This is a genomic window from Streptomyces sp. AM8-1-1, from assembly GCF_032229325.1.
Taxonomy (GTDB): domain Bacteria; phylum Actinomycetota; class Actinomycetes; order Streptomycetales; family Streptomycetaceae; genus Streptomyces; species Streptomyces achmelvichensis.
This window is the reverse complement of record NZ_CP135086.1, coordinates 1640361-1655401: the sequence shown is the minus strand read 5'-3', so window position 1 is coordinate 1655401 and position 15041 is coordinate 1640361. Positions and strand designations below refer to the sequence as shown.

15 protein-coding genes are annotated in these 15041 nt (G+C 71.1%); 12 read left to right on the top strand and 3 right to left on the bottom strand.

What is annotated here, in order from left to right:
* Positions 1 to 41: 41 nt before the first annotated feature.
* Positions 42 to 584: a PH domain-containing protein gene (locus RPQ07_RS07495; RefSeq protein WP_313943271.1), complete on the top strand. Its 543-nt coding sequence runs from the start codon at positions 42 to 44 to the stop codon at positions 582 to 584.
* A gap of 242 nt (positions 585 to 826) precedes the next feature.
* Here RPQ07_RS07495 and RPQ07_RS07490 read toward each other — a convergent pair whose 3' ends face one another.
* A complete protein-coding gene (locus RPQ07_RS07490; protein WP_313943270.1) occupies positions 827 to 1570 on the bottom strand; it encodes a hypothetical protein in 744 nt (247 codons plus the stop codon).
* Between the two features lie 105 nt (positions 1571 to 1675).
* Here RPQ07_RS07490 and ggt point away from each other — a divergent pair, with 105 nt between their 5' ends.
* Both ggt and RPQ07_RS07480 read left to right on the top strand, forming a co-directional pair.
* Positions 1676 to 3493 carry a gamma-glutamyltransferase gene (ggt, locus tag RPQ07_RS07485; RefSeq protein WP_313943269.1) on the top strand — a complete coding sequence of 606 codons (1818 nt, stop codon included), beginning with the start codon at positions 1676 to 1678 and terminating at the stop codon, positions 3491 to 3493.
* 156 nt (positions 3494 to 3649) lie between these two features.
* Positions 3650 to 4345, top strand: coding sequence for a glycoside hydrolase family 75 protein (locus RPQ07_RS07480; RefSeq protein ID WP_313943267.1), 696 nt, complete (start codon positions 3650 to 3652; stop codon positions 4343 to 4345).
* 46 nt (positions 4346 to 4391) lie between these two features.
* On the opposite strand, the gene map is transcribed toward RPQ07_RS07480, so the two are convergent.
* Positions 4392 to 5159: a type I methionyl aminopeptidase gene (gene map / locus RPQ07_RS07475; RefSeq protein WP_313943266.1), complete on the bottom strand. Its 768-nt coding sequence runs from the start codon at positions 5157 to 5159 to the stop codon at positions 4392 to 4394.
* A gap of 55 nt (positions 5160 to 5214) precedes the next feature.
* Here map and RPQ07_RS07470 point away from each other — a divergent pair, with 55 nt between their 5' ends.
* The gene (locus tag RPQ07_RS07470; RefSeq protein ID WP_313943265.1) at positions 5215 to 5469 is read left to right on the top strand and encodes a helix-turn-helix transcriptional regulator; all 255 of its coding nucleotides are present in this window, start codon (positions 5215 to 5217) and stop codon (positions 5467 to 5469) included.
* A gap of 16 nt (positions 5470 to 5485) precedes the next feature.
* On the opposite strand, the gene RPQ07_RS07465 is transcribed toward RPQ07_RS07470, so the two are convergent.
* On the bottom strand, positions 5486 to 6199 hold the full coding sequence (locus RPQ07_RS07465; RefSeq protein ID WP_313943264.1) for an NAD(P)-dependent oxidoreductase: 714 nt from the start codon (positions 6197 to 6199) through the stop codon (positions 5486 to 5488).
* Between the two features lie 79 nt (positions 6200 to 6278).
* Here RPQ07_RS07465 and RPQ07_RS07460 point away from each other — a divergent pair, with 79 nt between their 5' ends.
* The 8 genes from RPQ07_RS07460 to RPQ07_RS07425 all read left to right on the top strand — a co-directional run bounded on the left by RPQ07_RS07460 (position 6279) and on the right by RPQ07_RS07425 (position 15018).
* On the top strand, positions 6279 to 6665 hold the full coding sequence (locus RPQ07_RS07460) for a helix-turn-helix domain-containing protein (protein WP_313943263.1): 387 nt from the start codon (positions 6279 to 6281) through the stop codon (positions 6663 to 6665).
* A gap of 48 nt (positions 6666 to 6713) precedes the next feature.
* Complete coding sequence (locus RPQ07_RS07455) at positions 6714 to 7094, top strand: PPOX class F420-dependent oxidoreductase (protein ID WP_313943262.1); 381 nt, start codon at positions 6714 to 6716, stop codon at positions 7092 to 7094.
* A gap of 72 nt (positions 7095 to 7166) precedes the next feature.
* Entirely contained in the window at positions 7167 to 8600 is a 1434-nt protein-coding gene (locus RPQ07_RS07450) for a hypothetical protein (RefSeq protein ID WP_313943261.1), read from the top strand.
* A gap of 156 nt (positions 8601 to 8756) precedes the next feature.
* Complete coding sequence (locus tag RPQ07_RS07445) at positions 8757 to 9599, top strand: nitrilase-related carbon-nitrogen hydrolase (protein WP_313943260.1); 843 nt, start codon at positions 8757 to 8759, stop codon at positions 9597 to 9599.
* On the top strand, positions 9596 to 10876 hold the full coding sequence (locus RPQ07_RS07440; protein WP_313943259.1) for an aspartate aminotransferase family protein: 1281 nt from the start codon (positions 9596 to 9598) through the stop codon (positions 10874 to 10876). The genes RPQ07_RS07445 and RPQ07_RS07440 overlap by 4 nt, the downstream gene beginning before the upstream one ends.
* 112 nt (positions 10877 to 10988) lie before the next feature.
* Positions 10989 to 12395, top strand: coding sequence for a dihydropyrimidinase (hydA, locus tag RPQ07_RS07435; RefSeq protein ID WP_313943258.1), 1407 nt, complete (start codon positions 10989 to 10991; stop codon positions 12393 to 12395).
* A 15-nt stretch (positions 12396 to 12410) separates the two neighbouring features.
* Complete coding sequence (locus RPQ07_RS07430) at positions 12411 to 13412, top strand: TIGR03842 family LLM class F420-dependent oxidoreductase (RefSeq protein ID WP_313943257.1); 1002 nt, start codon at positions 12411 to 12413, stop codon at positions 13410 to 13412.
* 79 nt (positions 13413 to 13491) lie between these two features.
* Positions 13492 to 15018, top strand: coding sequence for an NCS1 family nucleobase:cation symporter-1 (locus tag RPQ07_RS07425; RefSeq protein ID WP_313943256.1), 1527 nt, complete (start codon positions 13492 to 13494; stop codon positions 15016 to 15018).
* The last annotated feature ends 23 nt before the right edge of the window (positions 15019 to 15041 follow it).

Here is a 15041-nt window from a genome sequence, read left to right as displayed (position 1 = left end):
GACCCCTGGTGTTCTGTCCGGTCGTCAGGCACTCTCGCCTGATGGATCCGGCACCGGCAGGAACGATCCTGCGACTGAGGCTGAGGCGGCGGGCCGAGTGGATACCGCTCGCCGCGATCGTGCTGCTCGTCGTCTGGGGCATCGCCACGGCGTCGATCGTCGACGGGCCCAACGGCACCTCCGGAGGCATCGCGCTCGCGGTCGTCGGAGTGCCGGTGGCCGTGTTGGCCGTCAGCTGCGCGGCGCATCTGGTGCGGCCGATGCGCCTCACCGTCGACGCCGGCGGGCTGGAGGTACGGCTGCCGCTCTGGCCGGCCAGGACCGTCCCCTGGTCCCGGATCACCGGCGTGAGTGCCCCGCCGGACCATGTCGTCGTCGACTGCGCCGCACCCGTCGGGGGCCTGCCGCCGACCTGCCGGCCACGGGCCGCGTACCGCAGACTCGCGGCCGACCTCGGACGGCCCGCCGGCGGTCAGGGGCTCTGCTTCGAGACGCGCGTCTTCGACCTGGAGGCGGCCGAACTGCTCGACGCGATCGCACGGCACGCCCCGCAGGGGGCCGCGGTGCGTGTGGGACGGTCCTGACGGGGCGCGAACGCGGTCCTCAGGGCTGTCCGGCAGTCCCCGGCGGGCGGACGACGACAGCTACGGCCCTCCCCCGTAGCCCTTCGGGCACGGGAGGTGCCCCCACGCCGCGTTGACGGATCGCCCGGATACGACCGGTATGAGGGCGACCTCCCCCAGCCTCCGGCGGGGTGCCCCCATCGCCGTGCGATGCACCGCATCCGACGCCGCGCGCTGATCCAACGGCGATGACGGGACAGCCCTCAGCTCGCTGCCTGGGCCGAGGGCCGCGGGGTGGGCAGCGGTGCCTGTGCCGCACGGGTGACGTCCGCGACCAGCTCGACCACGTCCGGTCCGTACGCCTGCGAGTTGACCACCTTGAGCAGAAGACAGAACGACGAGGCCCCGTGCTTGCGGGTGAGCTTCTCGTGGTTGCGGGCGAGATAGCGGGTCGCCGCCTGGTTGGTTATCGCGCGCTGGCCGCAGAAGAGGAAGACCGGCCGGGCGTCCTGGCCCGCGGTGAGCCGGGCGAGGAACACGTACTCGGCGACGCCGGGCTCCATCCGGTAGCGCTCCGACCCGATCTGGAAGGCCCCCTGGTCGGGCCCCGGCTCCGGATCGGTGTTGATCCGCACCCCGGGCAGCAGCGAATGCAGATGCGCGGCCATCCGCCGGTTCGAGAACGGTCCGCCCACACAGAACTCGGTGCGCTCGCCGAAGCCCTGCTGGGCCGTGTCGTGCCAGACGATCTGGGCGTGCGCCCCGCAGCCCTTGATCAGCGCGGAGAGCTCCAGCAGGGCGAAGACGTCGAAACGGTGCACGGAGCCGTCCCGGCCGGCCTCGCGGTTGACCACGAGCAGCGATTCGGAGTTCGTGGGCAGACCGAAGAATGCCTGCTTGCGACGGAGTTTGCGGCGCCACAGATACGTGCGCGCGAGCCAGCCGAGCGTGGCGCTGATGCCGGCGGCCACCACGCCGAGCACGATGTTGCGTACGTCGTCAGTCATGGGCGCGCATGGTAGCGGGGTTGTCGCGACATTGTTCGAGACGGTCCTGACGAGACGTGCGCGGTGAAGTTACGCTGCGCGGACGTACGTTGACTGGAGGTACGGATGCGTCGCTCCGTCGCACGGAATGTGTCGGCTCTGGCCGTGACCGCGGCCGTCATCTCGATCGGGGCCGCGGCCCCGCCCACCCCCTCGCCGCCGGGCGAGGCACCGGTCAAGAAGCCGGTCGCCGTGGGCTACGGCGGCGCCGTCGCCAGTGTCGACGCGGACGCGTCGGCCGCGGGCATCGAGGTGCTGCGCCGTGGCGGCAACGCCGTGGACGCGGCCGTCGCGACGGCCGCCGCGCTCGGCGTCACCGAGCCGTACTCCGCCGGCATCGGCGGTGGCGGCTTCTTCGTCTACTACAACGCCAAGTCCCGCACGGTCCACACCATCGACGGCCGCGAGACCGCGCCCCGCTCCGCCGACGCCTCCCTCTTCCTGGAGAACGGCAAGCCCATCCCCTTCGAGGAGGGCGTGACGAGCGGCCTGGGCGTCGGCACCCCCGGCACCCCGGCGACCTGGGAGTCGGCGCTGGACGCCTGGGGGAGCAGGCCGCTGGGGCAGCTGTTGCAGCCGGCCGAACGCCTGGCGAAGGACGGCTTCACCGTCGACGCCACCTTCCGCTCGCAGACCCAGTCCAACCAGGCCCGCTTCGCGGACTTCCCCGCATCGGCGGAGCTCTTCCTGCCCGGCGGGCAGCTCCCGGTCGTCGGCTCGGTCTTCAAGAACCCGGATCTGGCGCGTACGTACAAGGAGATCGCCCGCAAGGGCGTCGGCACGCTGTACCGCGGCGACATCGCCCAGGACATCGTGCGCACCGTCCGCACGCCTCCGGTGGCCAAGGGCGCCACCCGGGTCGTACGGCCCGGCGATCTGACCACGCGCGACCTGCGCGCGTACGAGACGATCCGGCGGGCGCCCACGAAGGTCTCCTACCGCGGCCTGGACGTCTACGGCATGGCTCCGGTCTCCTCCGGCGGCACCAGCGTCGGCGAGGCGCTCAACATCCTGGAGCGGAGCAACCTGTCGAAGGCCACGCAGACGCAGTATCTGCACCGCTTCATCGAGGCGAGCCGGATCGCGTTCGCGGACCGAGGGCGCTGGGTCGGTGACCCGGCGTTCGAGAAGGTGCCGACGAAGGGGCTCCTGTCGCAGCGGTTCGCCGACTCGCGCGGATGCCTGATCAAGGACGACGCGGTGCTCACCAGCCCGCTGGCGCCGGGCGATCCGAGCAAGCCGGTGGCGTGCGGCGGATCGGGCACGGCGGCACCGACCACGTTCGAGGGGGAGAACACCACCCATCTGACGGCGGCCGACAAGTGGGGCAACGTCGTCGCCTACACCCTCACCATCGAGTCGACCGGCGGCAGCGGCATCACCGTGCCCGACCGGGGCTTCCTGCTCAACAACGAGCTCACGGACTTCTCGTTCGCCCCGGCGAGCCCGGCGGTGCACGACCCGAACCTGCCGGGTCCGGGCAAGCGACCGCGCTCGTCGATCTCGCCGACGATCGTCCTCGATGACGGCCGTCCCGTCCTCGCACTCGGCTCCCCGGGCGGGGCGACCATCATCACCACCGTCCTCCAGTCCCTGACGGGCCGTCTGGACCGGGGCCTGCCCTTGGTGGACGCGATCGCCGCGCCGCGCGCCAGCCAGCGCAACCAGACGACGACGGAGATCGAGCCGGCTCTGTGGAACAGCCCGCTCCGCGGACAGCTGGAGAAGATCGGGCACGCCTTCCGGCAGAACCCGGAGATCGGCGCGGCGACGGGCATCGAGCGGCTGCCCGACGGCCGCTGGCTCGCCGCCGCCGAAAAGGTCCGCAGGGGCGGCGGATCGGCCATGGTCGTCCGCCCCAGCGGTGATCCGTACGGCCGCTGACCGAACGGCGCAAACGTCCGCCGCCCGTCCGGGGCCCCAAACCCCGGACGGGCGGCGGACGTTGGTCTTCCGGGCTCGGCGAGCGCCGGGTGGGGGCGGTCGGATGTGCGCGTGAGCGGGTAAGGACGCTTTCCTTACAGAAAGGCGACACCCCCCATGCGCACTCGCACACTCGCGCTCGCCGTCTGCGGCGCGGCCCTCCTCGCGGCGGTCGCGCTGCCCGCGACGGCGAGTTCCGCGGCGACCGGCACCGGTGCCTTCCGCGAAGGCACGGTCACCGCGGCCGACCTGCTCGCCAAGGTGACGGGCTGTCCGCAGATCTCGAACGGCCTGTACCGGACCGACAGCGAGGCCCCGGCGACGATCCCGGTCTGCGGCAAGGACGGCGTCGTGTACTGGACGGCCGACATGGACATCGACTGCGACGGCCAGGTCACGAGCGCGTGCAACACCGGCACCGACCCCTGGTTCCAGGCCGCGACGGCCTTCCACCAGTCCGACGGCCGGGCTCTCGACGCCGAGCGGCTGCCGTATGTCGTCGTGCCGACCACCAGCGCCATCTGGAACTACGCGAGCGCCGGCATCAAGGGGGGCGGCGTGGTCGCCGTCATCCACAACAACCAGGTGCAGTACGCGGTCGTCGGGGACACGGGCCCCAGCCAGATCATCGGTGAGGCGTCCTACGCCACCGCCCGGGCGCTGGGCATCGACCCGGACCCGTCGACGGGCGGCACCGCCGCCGGGGTCACGTACATCTTCTTCCCCAACACCACGGTGCTGCCGATCGAGAACCACGAGGCGGCGGTGACCCTCGGGGAGACGCTTGCCAAGCAGTTCGTCGCCGGGTTCTGACGGCGGGGGATCCGGCGGCGGGGCCCTGCGGTCCGCGAGGGCACGGTCAGAGCGCGGTGAGGATGCGGGGTCCGTCGTCCGTGATCGCCACCGTGTGCTCCGCGTGCGAGGCGCGGCTGCCGTCGAGCGTGCGGACCGTCCAGCCGTCGCCCGCCGTGCGGTGGCCGTCGGTGCCGCCGCCGATCACCATCGGCTCGATCGCCAGCACCATCCCGTGGCGCAACGGCATGCCCCGGCCCGGGCGTCCCTCGTTCGGGACGCCCGGGTCCTCGTGCATGCTGCGCCCCACGCCATGACCGCCGAAGCCGTCCGGGATGCCGTACCCGGCCGTCCGGCACACGCGGCCGACGGCATGGGCGATGTCACCGATGCGGTTGCCGACGACGGCGGCCGCGATACCGGCCTCCAGGGCCTCCTCGGCGGTGGCGATCAGTCGTACGTCCTCGGGCCGGGCGCGCCCGACCGTGAAGCTGACGGCCGAGTCGCCCACCCAGCCGTCCCGGATCGCCCCGCAGTCGAGGCTCACCAGATCGCCGTCCCGCAGGCGGTATCCGTCCGGGATGCCGTGCACGATCGCGTCGTTGACGGACGCGCAGATGACCGCGGGGAAGGGGATGGGAGCCCATGAGGGGTGATAGTCCAGGAACGGTGATCCCGCCCCGGCCTCGTCCAGCACCGCCCGGGCGGCACGGTCCAGTTCCAGCAGGCTGACGCCCACGGCCGCGGTCTCGCGGGCCGCCGTGAGTGCCTGCGCCACGAGGCGGCCGGCCTCGCGCATCGCCTCGATCGAGGCATCGGTCTTGATCTCTACCATGCCAATTACTATACCGGTCCTACCGGTATTGGAATACCAGCATTAGAATACCGCCATGGTGCGCACCCCTCTCACCCCCGAAGAGCGCGAACGCGGCGAACGGCTCGGCCGGATCCTGCGCGTCGCGCGCGGCGACCGCAGCATGGTGGAGATCGCCGCGGCCGCCGGCCTCTCGGCCGAGACCCTGCGCAAGATCGAGACGGGCCGGGCCCCGACGCCCGCGTTCTTCACGGTCGCCGCTCTCGCGCGGGTGCTCGGTCTGTCGATGGACGAACTCGTGGTGCGCTGCGCGCTGGTGCCGGCCGCCTGACGGGCCTCCGGGCCGATCAGGTACGACCCGGGCCTGCCGTTCGGAACAAGACCGGGTCAGTGACCGGGTTCCGGGCGAGCGACGGGACCTCGCCCGCCACCGCGAGCTGGATACGGCGGTGGCGCGGCCGCTCGATCTCGTCGAGCAGGGCCACGGCCAGGTCGCCGTGCGCGATCCGTCCGCCGCCGTCGATGAGCCGTCCCCGGGCCGTCCGGTAGCTGCCCGTGCGGGGAGCTTCCGCGTCCAGGTCCATGGGCGGGACGACCATCAGCCAGTCCAGCTCCTCGGGCGCCCGGCGCAGGACGTCGAACTCCGCGACATGCCCCTGGGAGAACACCCGGTACGGCTCGGGGAAGCCCGGATCGTCCATCACCCGTACACCCGGTGACGTCTCCAGCGTCGAGGCGATGCCCAGCGTCAGGAAGCGGCGCACGCCGGCCTCGGTCAGCCCGGTGACCATCGCCTCGGCCGCGCCCGTGAAGAACTCCTCCGCCGGGACGTCCAGCCGCGCCGCCGCGTTGACCGCCGCGTCGTGACCCGCCGCGAGCCGGGCGACCGCTGCTCCGTCCGTCGCATCGCCGGGTACGACCGTCATGCCGTCCGCCGCGAGATCCGGGTGTCTGCCGGGGTCGCGCACCACCGCTGTCACCTCGTGGCCGCGCGCCGCCGCCTCCGACACCGCAGCTCTGCCGACCCGTCCGCCCGCTCCGAAAACGATGATGTGGCCCATGTCCCGGACGGTAGAACGGAGGTGGCCGGTTACTGCAAAGGTACCGAGCGGACCCGGGGGAGCACGCAGGATGGAGCGCATGGAGACGAAGCCGGAGCCGCTGAGGCCGGACATGTTCGACGATCCCGACTGCTCGGCCGGGTTGCAGCCGTTCCGGTTCGGCGACAAGTGGTCCGGGATGGTGATGCGCTGCCTGGAGGACGGACGGCGCCGCTTCTCCGAACTGCGTGTCGCGCTGCACCGGGTGACCCCGAAAGTGCTCACCGAGACGCTCCGCGCGATGGAACGCGACGGCTTCGTGAAGCGGACGGCGTACGACGAGAATCCGCCACGGGTCGAGTACGAACTCACCGTTCTGGGCCGTTCGGCACTCCAGCCGATGAACGCGGCGTGCGACTGGGCGCGTACGCACCGGCCCGAGCTCGTCGCGGCCCGGGATGCGGACCCGGAGTACGGGCGCGGATAGCCGGACCGGCCGCGCCAGGGGCCCCGGACACGGCGTAGTCTCGCGAACGTGACTGCCGAGGACTTCGCCGCCGCCAAGTACATCAGCGTGACCACGTTCCGTAAGAACGGAACGGGTGTCGCCACCCCCGTCTGGTTCGCCGAGGACGGCGGAAAGCTGTACGCCTGGACACGGACCGATTCCTGGAAGGTCAAGCGGCTGCGCAACGACCCGCGCGTCGTGGTGAGCGTGTGCGACGTGCGCGGCCGGATCGCCGAGGGCGCCCCCACCGCCGAAGGGACGGCCGAGCTCCTCGACGCGGCGGCGACCGCACGGATCCGCATACTCCTGGCCCGCAAGTACACCTGGCAGTTCTGGCTGGTCGACTGGCCGGCCACGCTGGTGAGGCTCGGCAAGCGCCCGCACACCGGCATTGCGGTAACCGTCTGAAAACAGCGCGTAGCAGTGCCGTAACACGTCTGATGTCCAATGCCACCCAGTCGAGGGTGGGGCGGGACAGTGATGGCGGTGCATCAAGTACCGGCACAGACCGGTGTGTTCGCGCGGTACCTCAAGGGGCTGGCCGCGCTCCTGGACCGTGACAGCGGCTGGTACGCGGTCTTCCTGCACCGTGACCCGCAGGGCATGCAGGCGTGCCTGGACGGCTTCGAGGTCCCGCCGTGGGACGTCGTCGGATCACTGCTCCAGGATCTCGCGGTGGTGCGCGGACGGGAGTTCGTGGAGCAGGAACAGCTCCGGGCGAAGCAGCTGCACACGGCCTCGGCCGCGGCCCACGACCGCCGGCCGGGCGGTCGCGAGGCCCTTGTGGAGCGCCTGGAGCTGATGCGGCGCGAACTGATCCACGCCACCGGTCGCGACGAGGAGCTCATCCGTCTGATCGCCTCCGAACCGGAGGGCACGGAGACGGCGGAACATCTGGCGTACGAGCTGGAGTGGGTCCGGGACGACCACGCGCGGGCCACCGCGAGGGTCGCGGAACTGCGCCGGCGCCTGGCCGCCCTTCCCCCACCGGAACACGGCCGGGCCGGCGCCCCGGGAGCGGCGGAGCGTGTGCCCCGGCAGGCGTCCCGCCCGGCCCCGGTGCAGTGGCCCGCTCCGGCACAGGAAGGACCCCGGCCCGGCCCGCACACCCACACGGCCGGGCCGTCCGCCGGGCCCGACCAGGGCAAGGGCAGGAGCAAGGACGGCGGCAAGGACGGCGGCAAGGACGGCGGCAAGGACGGCGGCAAGACCAAGGACAAGCGCCGGCGCCCGCGCGGCGCCCGGTTCGCCGGCATGGAGGAGGACGCCGAGGCCGTCGCCGTGCCCGAACTCCCCGTCGGCGGGGATCTGCCCCGCGGGGCACGGTACGGCGGCGCGGGCACGGCTCCCGAACAGGAGCAGCCCGTCCTCGCCGATCCCGACGACGCCCTGCGCGCCGCGCGCGAGACCGTGCGCACCCTCGGGCGGCTGCGCGCCGAGGGCCGCAGCGGAGAGGCCCATGCCCTGCTCTGCGAGGCCGCCACCCTGCCCGCCACCTGGTTGCCCGTGCTCGCCGCCGAGCTCCACCGCGCCGGCCTGGAGGCCGACTGGGCCACGCTGCTGTGGGAGGCCGCCTCGCAGCCCGTGCTGCGGCTCGCGGCGATCGCCGGAGCCCTCTCCGGCGCCGGCCGCGCCCAGGACGGCCACCAGCTCCTGCGTCAGGGCGTGACCCGCCCCGCCGACGAGATCGCCGCCGCCGTGCTCTCCCTCGACGAGGACGGCCGCGCCCCCGAGGCGCTCGCCCTGCTCATCGCCTACGCCCAGCTGCACACCCCCGCCGACACGGCGAGAATCGCCGACCGCGACCCCGCCCGTCTCGTCCCCCGTCTGCTCGCCGCCGCCCGTGCCGGAACCGCGGCCCATGAGCGCGATCTTGTCCACGCCTTACGTGTCTCGGGCCACCTCGGCGCCTGACCCGTACGGTGTCGACCGCTCGGGTGCGAAACACGATCGACTCTGCGGGTTGACGACGATGGTCTTGCCCCAGTGTGTGACGGGGCTTACGTTCTCCATCTACGCATTCGTCTACGTGCGTAGAGGCCCTCTGCCGTTCGGCCGAAGGAGCAGCTCATGGCCACTGTCGTACGCGCCGCACTCGTCCAGGCGACCTGGACCGGCGACACCGAATCCATGATTGCCAAACACGAGGAACATGCCCGGGAGGCGGCCCGTCAGGGTGCCAAGGTCATCGGATTCCAAGAGGTCTTCAACGCCCCGTACTTCTGCCAGGTCCAGGACCCGGAGCACTACCGCTGGGCCGAGCCCGTCCCGGACGGTCCCACCGTCCGCCGGATGCAGGATCTCGCCCGCGAGACCGGCATGGTCATCGTGGTACCGGTCTTCGAGATCGAGGGCGCGGGCTTCTACTACAACACCGCCGCCGTGATCGACGCCGACGGCTCCTACCTGGGTAAATACCGTAAGCACCACATCCCTCAGGTCAAGGGATTCTGGGAGAAGTACTACTTCAGGCCCGGAAACGCCGGCTGGCCCGTCTTCGAGACCGCGGTCGGCAAGGTCGGTGTCTACATCTGCTACGACCGCCACTTCCCGGAGGGCTGGCGGCAACTGGGCCTCCAGGGTGCCCAGTTGGTCTACAACCCGTCGGCGACCTCGCGCGGCCTCTCCAGCTACCTCTGGCAGCTCGAACAGCCGGCCGCCGCCGTGGCGAACGAGTACTTCATCGCCGCGATCAACCGCGTCGGCGAGGAGGAGTACGGCGACAACGACTTCTACGGCACCAGCTACTTCGTCGACCCGCGCGGCCAGTTCGTCGGTGAGGTGGCCAGCGACAAGGCCGAGGAGCTCGTCGTACGCGACCTGGACTTCGACCTGATCGACACCGTCCGGCAGCAGTGGGCCTTCTACCGCGACCGGCGCCCCGACGCGTACGAGGGGCTGGTGCAGCCGTGAGTCATCTGTACGACCGGCACAAAGCCGTGATCCCCGACTGGGTCGCGCTCTACTACCAGCGCCCCATCGAGATCACACACGGCGAGGGCCGCCATGTCTGGGACGCGGACGGCAACCGCTACCTCGACTTCTTCGGCGGCATCCTCACCACGATGACCGCCCACGCGCTGCCCGAGGTCACCAAGGCGGTGAGCGAGCAGGCCGGGCGGATCATCCACTCCTCGACGCTCTATCTGAACCGCCCGATGGTGGAGCTCGCCGAGCGGATCGCGGCGCTCTCGGGCATCCCCGACGCGCGGGTCTTCTTCACCACCTCGGGCACCGAGGCCAACGACACCGCCCTGCTGCTGGCCACCGGACACCGCCGGTCCAACCAGATCCTGGCGATGCGCAACAGCTACCACGGCCGGTCGTTCTCGACCGTGTCCATCACGGGCAACCGCAGCTGGTCGCCGACCTCGCTCTCCCCGCTGCAGACGCTGTACGTGCACGGCGGCGTCCGCACCCGGGGGCCGTACGCCCACCTGTCCGACGCGCAGTTCATCGAGGCGTGCGTGGCGGACCTGGAGGACCTGCTCGGCCACACCCGCGACGTCGCCGCGCTGATCGCCGAACCCATCCAGGGCGTCGGCGGGTTCACCTCCCCGCCCGACGGGCTGTACGCCGCGTTCCGTGAAGTCCTCGACCGGCACGGCATCCTGTGGATCGCCGACGAGGTGCAGACCGGCTGGGGCCGTACCGGCGACCACTTCTGGGGCTGGCAGGCGCACGCCGGCAACGGACCGCCGGACATCCTCACCTTCGCCAAGGGCATCGGCAACGGCATGTCCGTCGGCGGCGTCGTCGCGCGTGCCGAGATCATGAACTCGCTGGACGCCAACTCCATTTCGACGTTCGGCGGCTCACCGGTCACCATGGCCGCGGGCAGCGCCAACCTCGCGTATCTGCTGGAGCACGACCTCCAGGGCAACGCCCGCCGCGTCGGCGGACTGCTGCTCGAGCGGCTGCGCGGGATCGGGGCGAGCGTGCCCGCCGTCCGCGAGGTGCGCGGCCGGGGGCTGATGCTCGGCATCGAACTGGTCAGGCCCGGCACCGACGAGGCCGATCCGCAGGCGGCGGCGGCCGTCCTGGAGGCCGCGCGCGAGGGCGGGCTGCTGATCGGCAAGGGCGGCGGGCACAACACCAGTGCGCTGCGCGTCGCGCCGCCGCTCTCCCTGACCGTGGCCGAGGCGGAAGAGGGCGCGTCCATCCTCGAACACGCCCTGCGCAGCGTTTAGGGCCCGATCCACACGACAGGCCCAGGGCCTGACGCCGGACAGGCCCCGCGCAGGGCCTGTCGTCGGGATCGGGCCCAGCCGACCGTACGTATCCCAAGGGAGCGCACCAGCCATGAGCAGCACCCGCACCCTCATCCGTGGCGGACTGGTCATCACCGCATCGGACGAGATCCACGCAGACGTACTGATCGAGGACGGCCGCATCGCCGCGCTCGCCGCGCAGGGGTCCGCCGTCTCCGAGCCCTGGACCGCCGACCGCATCATCGACGCGACGAACAAGTACGTCATCCCGGGCGGCGTCGACGCCCATACGCACATGGAGCTCCCGTTCGGCGGGACCTTCGCCTCCGACACCTTCGAGACGGGCACCCGCGCCGCCGCCTGGGGCGGCACGACCACCATCGTCGACTTCGCCGTCCAGTCGGTGGGCCGCCCGCTGCGCGAGGGGCTCGACGCCTGGTACGCGAAGGCCGACGGCAACTGCGCCGTCGACTACGGCTTCCACATGATCCTCTCGGACGTCAACGAGTCGTCCCTGAAGGAGATGGACCGGCTGGTCGAGGAGGGTGTCACCTCCTTCAAGCTGTTCATGGCCTATCCGGGCGTCTTCTACAGCGACGACGGCCAGATCCTGCGCGCCATGCAGCGCTCCGCCACCAACGGCGGGCTGATCATGATGCACGCCGAGAACGGCATCGCCATCGACGTCCTCGTCGAACAGGCACTCGCCGAGGGCCGCACCGACCCCCGCTACCACGGCGAGGTGCGCCGGGTACTGCTGGAGGCCGAGGCCACCCACCGGGCCATCCAGCTGGCCCGGGTCGCGGGCGCCCCGCTCTACGTCGTGCACGTCTCGGCAGAGGAGGCCCTCGCCGAACTCGCCGCCGCCCGCGACATGGGGCTCAATGTCTTCGGCGAGACCTGTCCGCAGTATCTCTTCCTGTCCACGGACAACCTGGCCGAGCCCGACTTCGGGGGCGCGAAGTACGTCTGCAGCACCCCGCTGCGACCAAAGGAGCACCAGGCGGCGCTCTGGCGCGGACTGCGGACCAACGATCTCCAGGTGGTCTCCACCGACCACTGCCCGTTCTGCTTCGTCGGGCAGAAGGAACTGGGCCGCGGCGACTTCTCCAAGATTCCCAACGGCCTGCCGGGCGTCGAGAACCGGATGGACCTGCTGCACCAGGCCGTCGTCGACGGGCACATCACCCGCCGCCGGTGGATCGAGATCGCGTGCGCCACCCCGGCCCGCATGTTCGGTATGTACCCGAAGAAGGGGACCATCGCGCCGGGCGCGGACGCCGACGTCGTCGTCTACGACCCGCACACCGAGCAGACCCTCTCGGTGGAGACCCACCACATGAACGTCGACTACTCCGCGTACGAGGGCAAGCGGGTCACCGGACAGGTGGAGACCGTGCTCTCTCGCGGTGAAGTCGTCATCGACCAGCGGAAGTTCACCGGCCGGGCGGGACACGGCCAGTACACCCCGCGCGGAACCTGCCAGTACCTCGGCTAGAAGGGGTCAAAGACCATGGACTTCGGACTCGTCCTGCAGACGGATCCGCCGGCATCCGGTGTCGTCGGACTGATGCGGCGCGCGGAGCGCAACGGCTTCCGCTACGGCTGGACCTTCGACTCGGCGGTGCTCTGGCAGGAGCCGTTCGTCATCTACAGCCGCATCCTCGAACACACCGAGACGATGATCGTCGGGCCGATGGTGACCAACCCGGGCACCCGGACCTGGGAGGTCACCGCCTCCACCTTCGCCACGCTCAACGACATGTACGGCAACCGCACGGTCTGCGGCATCGGCCGGGGCGACTCGGCGATGCGGGTCGCGGGCCGCAAGCCCAACACCCTTGCCCGGCTGGGCGAGGCGATGGGCGTGATCCGCGATCTCGCGGAGGGACGCGAGGCCGTGGTCGACGGTCAGCCGCTGCGACTTCCATGGGTGCAGGGCGGCAAACTGCCGGTGTGGATGGCCGCGTACGGCCCCAAGGCGCTCGCGCTCGCGGGCCAGAAGGCCGACGGTTTCATCCTCCAGCTCGCCGACCCGTATCTCACCGAGTCGATGATCAACGCCGTGCGCACCGCCGCGTCCGACGCCGGACGGGACCCCGATTCGATCACCATCTGCGTCTCGGCGCCCGCCTACGTCGGCGACGATCTGGCCCACGCCCGAGACCAGTGCCGGTGGTTCGGCGGGATGGTCGGCAACCACGTCGCCGACCTGGTCTCGCGCTACGGCGAACACTCCGGCCTGGTGCCCGAGGCCCTCACCTCGTACATCAAGTCGCGGGAGGGATACGACTACAGCCACCACGGCCGCGCGGGCAATCCGTCCACGGACTTCGTCCCGGACGAGATCGTCGACCGGTTCTGTCTGCTGGGCCCGGCCGAGGCGCACATCGAGAAGCTGCGGACACTGCGCGACCTGGGCGTGGACCAGTTCGCCGTCTACAACATGCACGACGCCAAGGAAGTGACGATCGACGCGTACGGCGCCGAGATCATCCCCGCGCTGAACGGCTGAGATCCCCCACCGCAGCCTGCCCCCGCTGAACCGTGCACGACCGCTCACCACCGCTGAAGACCTCCGAAGGGCCAGCGCCATGACCGCGACCGTCCCCCCTGCCCCCTCCGGCCAACCGATACCGGATTCGTCCGGCCGCGTCGAGCTCGCGCCCGGCGCCGTACCCGCGGACGGCCGCTTCGTCAACGACGATCTGCTGCCCGTCCCCGTCGCCCGACGCCGCTGGACCACCTACAACTTCGCCGCCCTGTGGGTCGGCATGGCCCACAACATCCCGTCCTGGCTGCTCGCCTCGGGACTCGTCGCTCTGGGCATGGACTGGAAGCAGGCGGTCTTCACCATCGGGCTTGCCAACGTGATCGTCCTCGCGCCGATGCTGCTCACCGGGCACGCCGGACCGAAGTACGGCATCCCCTTCCCGGTCCTGGCGCGCGCCTCGTTCGGGCTGCGCGGCGCGAATCTGCCCGCCCTGATCCGGGCCGCGGTGGCCTGTGCCTGGTTCGGCATCCAGACCTGGATCGGCGGGCAGGGCATCTTCATCCTGCTGGGCAAGATCTTCGGCGGCTGGACCTCGGCCGCGGAGATCGGCGGCCAGCCCTGGACGCTGTGGGTCTGCTTCCTGCTCTTCTGGATCCTCGAACTCGCCATCATCTACCGGGGGATGGAGGCCCTGCGGCGGTTCGAGAACTGGGCGGCGCCGTTCGTCATCGTCGGCGCCGTGGTGCTGCTCGTGTGGATCGCCGTCAAGGCGGGCGGCTTCGGCCCGCTCCTCGACCAGCCCTCCAAGCTCGGCTGGGGCGCCGACTTCTGGCCCGTCTTCTTCCCCTCCCTGATGGGCATGATCGCCTTCTGGTCGACCCTGAGCCTCAACATCCCGGACTTCACCCGGTTCGGCGCCGGGCAGCGGGCCCAGATCTGGGGCCAGACGCTCGGTCTGCCGACGACGATGACGCTCTTCGCCCTGCTGTCGGTCTTCGTCACCTCCGGCTCGCAGGCGGTGTACGGGGAGGCCGTCTGGGACCCGGTCCAGCTCGCCGCCAAGACCGACAACGTCTTCGGGCTGCTCTTCGCGCTGGTGACGGTGCTGATCGCGACGATCTCGGTGAACATCGCGGCCAACGTCGTCTCACCCGCGTACGACCTGGCGAACCTGGCGCCGAAGTTCATCAACTTCCGCACCGGAGCGCTGATCACGGGTGTGGTGGGCGTCCTGATCATGCCGTGGAAGCTGACCGAGACACCCGAGCTGTACATCTTCACCTGGCTCGGCCTGGTCGGCGGCCTGCTCGGCACGGTCGCGGGCATCCTCATCGCGGACTACTGGCTGATCCGGCGCACGGTCCTCGATCTGCCCGGCCTCTACACCGAGGGCGGCCGCTACTGGTACACCTCCGGCTGGAATCTGCGGGCCGTGGCCGCCTTCGTCGTCGGCGGTGTGCTGGCGATCGGCGGCTCGCACTCGGCGCCGGGCAAGGGGCCCTTCCCCGAGGACGGCCTCATCCCGTTCCTCAAGCCCCTCGCCGACTACGGCTGGGCCGTCGGGCTCGCGGCCTCGCTGCTGCTCTACGTCTCGCTCATGCGGATCTCGGAGCGCCGGAAGGCGTGAGACCCCACGGAGGCGCGGCGTCC